We start from the raw sequence: 3724 nt of genomic DNA on the forward strand, positions 1-3724 counted from the left end.
TGTTTGAATACATCGAGGTTTTCTACAATAGGATTCGTAGGCACTCTGCGATCGGGCATATAAGCCCAGCAGAGTATGAGCGCAAATGCGCCTAGTTAGAGTGTCTACTTTTTGTGGGTAAGACCAGTGCTCCTCTGTTAATTGTATTCGCGATATTCAATGGCTATTTTGAAGAAGTCATCCTCTTTCTTTTATTGCTCTTGTTTGTTGTTTCAACTTTCGCGTTGTTTATGATATTTCGGCTAAGAACGAAGGCAGTTACGGCATCGCCTGTAAAGAAGTTCGGATACATCATCCTTGGTGTGTTTGCTCTAGCTATCGCAAGTTACTCCGCATTGGTTTCATTTAGTGCGGCGTATAGGCTGGTGGTAGGGTGATATATAACAAACGCAAGCAGGATGCTCCGGCCCTTCGGGCCTACGCGGGGCGTTATGACTCAAGGAGACCCATGGCACATTTAAATAAATCGCTAATTCTGTTACTTCTAACTATCTTCATGGCTGGATGTAATTTTCAAGCCAAGGATATGCAATTAATAGAAATAAAGGCCTTGCCTGATGACGAGCAAAATGATCAAGTTGCTCAGGCACTAATGTACTATTCCCCAGCCTATTTTATGCACCACATTCCAAGTATTACCAAAGAAAACGGCTCTGCGGTTCAACCTGGTTATGTTCGACCTTCAGACGAAAATATATCTTATTTTAGAGTGTTCTATGTTTTATCTAACAGCAATTTGAAGTTATCCGCAGTTAACTCAATTAAAAAAGAATTTGAAAGCCACATTCCTATAATGGCTAAAAACCATGCCTCGGTATGGGAGTTACAAGAAAAGGAATCTGCTAAAAAAGCAGAATGGCTCAAAAAATTTTTGAATAGTAGTGACACTGAAGTTTTCAGAGAGGATCTTTCTCAACAGCTCCCAATCGATTACCAAGATCACTTTTTGAAAACCCCGAAAAACACTCAAGAGAAGCTGGGGCTTATAGAGACCACTACCTATCTAAGGTATCAATATTATAAACCTTTTGGTGAATTCAAAGAGCAACTAGTTCTAAATTACAAAGTAACCTTTGATAAAGGGCGTAGCGCTTTGGTAAATGTTTCTCTTGATAAAGAGAAAAAGGTTTCGCTAATTGAAATTGTGCCACTAAAGGCATAACAAAGCCGTTAAGAAAGGACGCAAAAAGCTTGGCTTGCACTCATTCTTCGCTAATTATAGCCAAGCATTTTCCGCCTCTTGCGGCGGCGTTATATAAAAGACTTACCCACGATTAGTAGACACCCTGTATAGTTAGGTTTCGGCCTAACACGGAGGTGTACCATGGGTAAGAAGAGAGCTCAGGCGTATACGGAAGAGTTTCGCAGGGAGGCAGTAAAGCGGGCGGAGAGGCCCGGGGCGCCCACGGCTTCAGTGGCGAGGGAGCTCGGTGTCAGCGCGCAGCAGATTTATAACTGGCGAAGGCAGTTCAATCGGCTGTCAGAGAAGCAATTCAATAGCCGGGATGGCGTAGATTATTCGAAGCAAGAGAGCGCCGAGGTGCGCCGCCTTGGGAAGGAGCTGCATGAAGCGCGCCAGGAGGTCGAGTTTCTAAAAAAGGCAGCTGCGTACTTTGCGAACCACCAAGAGTAAAGTACGCACTGATACGCGAGCATGCAGGGTTGTACCCGATCCGCTTGATGTGTCGGTGCCTGGAAGTGTCGGCTTCGGGCTATTACCGTTGGATCGGCCGAGAGGAAAGCCCTCAGGCGATCCGCAGGAAGTGGATTACCGAGCGAGTGAAGGGCACGTTTGAGACCTTAAAGGCTCGTTATGGTGCTCCCAGAATCGCCCGTGAGCTTCTCGAGGCAGGGATCGCTTGCTCTACCAACTATATCGCTGGAATCATGCATAAAGAGCATATCCGGGCGAGGAACGGGAAAGGATTTCCCTGCAGCAGGCCCGTCGAAGGTAGAGTCAACGTTGCTGCCAACTTGCTGAAGCGATGCTTCCAGGTGGATAGCCCTAATTGTCGCTGGACTAGCGACATCACCTACATCTGGGTGAAGGACCGATGGCTGTATCTCGCTGTGGTGATGGACCTGTATTCGCGTCGCATCGTCGGATGGGCACTGGATACCCAGATGACCGAAGAGCTTACGCAGCGAGCATTGAAGATGGCCCTGCAGCAAAGGAATTCAAAGCCGGGCTTGATCGTGCATTCAGACCGGGGCATTCAGTATCGAGCGCAGGGGTAGCAGGACCTGCTGATGAAGAATGGCTGCCGATCCAGCATGAGCCGCCAGGGAAACTGCTGGGACAATGCAGCGATGGAGTCATTCTTCAGTCGCCTAAAAGTGGAGCTGGTTTACGCAGCGAACTTTGGAAGTATCAATGATGCGAAATCTGGGGGGTTTGAATACATCGAGATTTTCTACAACAGGGTACGTAGACACTTTACACTAGGTTAAATAAGTCCAGCTGAGTATGAGCGCAAATTCGCGGAGTTATAGTGTCTACTTTTTGTGGGTAAGACCAGTTTCTAAACTAGAATGGTGCAATTAAATGTTTCATAAAGTTTTTCCAGTATTCTTTACTGTAATTTTTATTTCTTTTGGGGCTAGCGCATCAACTGATGGCAATAAAGAGCTTGTGACGAATTTTTACAACGAAGTTATTCTCCGTGCTGGGCATGAGGCAATTGACAAATATATTGGGGATCAATATATCCAGCATAACCCTAATCTTTCTGATGGCAAGGAAGCGTTAAGAAGCTTCATAAAGAGTGTCAACCCGGGTTCAACTCAAACAGAACCATCTGGTGAAATTGTACGAGCCATAGCAGAAGGCGACTTGGTCGTACTTCATGTTAAACACTATCGCTGGCCAGGAAAAAACGGTGGCGCAATAGTAGATATTTTTAGAGTGGCCGATGGTAAGATTGTTGAGCACTGGGATGTAATTCAAGCTGTTCCAGAAAAATCAGCCAATGAAAATACAATGTTCTGATGTTTATTGCTTATCACTAAAAACATAACAATCCACTGTATCCGACATCTCACACTCTGATCTGTAACCACTTTTGTGGACGTTATGTGTGAAAAGTAGAACGGAGAAACAGATGAAATCCATTAAGACCTCACTCATGTTTGTAGGGGAGCAGGCTGGAAAAGCCGAGGAGGCGATCAAGTTTTATACCTCTCTATTTCCTGGTTCAGAGATCATTGATCTTCAGCGCTACGAAGCTGGCGAGAATGAACCAGAAGGTTCTACCAAGATGGCTAGGTTTACGATAAACGGCACTGAGTTTATGGCGTTGGACAGCCATCTTGACCACCAATTTACCTTTACACCCTCGATGTCATTGTACGTTGAGTGTGAATCAATGAGCGAAATAAAGAAGGTATTTCGGGCCCTCGCCGAAGGTGGCTCAGAGCTAATGCCTTTGGATGACTACGGTTTTAGCCAAATGTTTGGATGGTTGAATGATAGGTTTGGCGTTTCCTGGCAGCTCAATCTGTCGAGCTAGGTTGATGACAGCATCAACACATAACCATGCGCAGCCTCCGGTTGCCGGACGCTCGCAAGTTCGCGCCAGTGTGCGCGGCGTTATGAGCAAGACTTACCCACGATTAGTAGACACCCTGTATAGTTAGGTTTCGGCCTAACACGGAGGTGTACCATGGGTAAGAAGAGAGCTCAGGCGTATACGGAAGAGTTTCGCAGAGAGGCGGTCAAGAGGGC

At 46.1% G+C, this 3724-nt stretch carries 7 protein-coding genes; all 7 read left to right on the top strand.

The annotated features are described in order from the left end of the window. A partial coding sequence (locus ACH6CX_RS18410; RefSeq protein WP_396675611.1) for an IS3 family transposase occupies nucleotides 1–95 on the top strand: 95 nt, incomplete at its 5' end. A gap of 353 nt (nucleotides 96–448) precedes the next feature. Beyond that, nucleotides 449–1162 carry a hypothetical protein gene (locus ACH6CX_RS18415; RefSeq protein ID WP_232940974.1) on the top strand — a complete coding sequence of 238 codons (714 nt, stop codon included), beginning with the start codon at nucleotides 449–451 and terminating at the stop codon, nucleotides 1160–1162. 162 nt (nucleotides 1163–1324) lie between these two features. Beyond that, complete coding sequence (locus tag ACH6CX_RS18420; protein WP_232940975.1) at nucleotides 1325–1633, top strand: transposase; 309 nt, start codon at nucleotides 1325–1327, stop codon at nucleotides 1631–1633. Between the two features lie 11 nt (nucleotides 1634–1644). After that, a complete protein-coding gene (locus ACH6CX_RS18425) occupies nucleotides 1645–2238 on the top strand; it encodes an IS3 family transposase (protein WP_233006725.1) in 594 nt (197 codons plus the stop codon). A 12-nt stretch (nucleotides 2239–2250) separates the two neighbouring features. Then, entirely contained in the window at nucleotides 2251–2451 is a 201-nt protein-coding gene (locus ACH6CX_RS18430) for an integrase core domain-containing protein (protein WP_370636662.1), read from the top strand. A 94-nt stretch (nucleotides 2452–2545) separates the two neighbouring features. Beyond that, the gene (locus ACH6CX_RS18435) at nucleotides 2546–2989 is read left to right on the top strand and encodes a nuclear transport factor 2 family protein (RefSeq protein ID WP_232940976.1); all 444 of its coding nucleotides are present in this window, start codon (nucleotides 2546–2548) and stop codon (nucleotides 2987–2989) included. A gap of 112 nt (nucleotides 2990–3101) precedes the next feature. Continuing rightward, nucleotides 3102–3509: a VOC family protein gene (locus ACH6CX_RS18440; RefSeq protein WP_232940977.1), complete on the top strand. Its 408-nt coding sequence runs from the start codon at nucleotides 3102–3104 to the stop codon at nucleotides 3507–3509. Nucleotides 3510–3724: the final 215 nt, after the last annotated feature.

The sequence above is a fragment of the Microbulbifer sp. JSM ZJ756 genome (assembly GCF_044383805.1).
Taxonomy (GTDB): domain Bacteria; phylum Pseudomonadota; class Gammaproteobacteria; order Pseudomonadales; family Cellvibrionaceae; genus Microbulbifer; species Microbulbifer zhoushanensis.

Excerpts from the sequence above, each read along its gene's own strand:
- ACH6CX_RS18440 (WP_232940977.1), top strand. The coding sequence starts at position 3,102 with ATGAAATCCATTAAGACCTCACTCATGTTTGTAGGGGAGCAGGCTGGA.
- ACH6CX_RS18415 (WP_232940974.1), top strand. The coding sequence starts at position 449 with ATGGCACATTTAAATAAATCGCTAATTCTGTTACTTCTAACTATCTTC.
- ACH6CX_RS18430 (WP_370636662.1), top strand. The coding sequence starts at position 2,251 with ATGAAGAATGGCTGCCGATCCAGCATGAGCCGCCAGGGAAACTGCTGG.
- ACH6CX_RS18435 (WP_232940976.1), top strand. The coding sequence starts at position 2,546 with ATGTTTCATAAAGTTTTTCCAGTATTCTTTACTGTAATTTTTATTTCT.
- ACH6CX_RS18420 (WP_232940975.1), top strand. The coding sequence starts at position 1,325 with ATGGGTAAGAAGAGAGCTCAGGCGTATACGGAAGAGTTTCGCAGGGAG.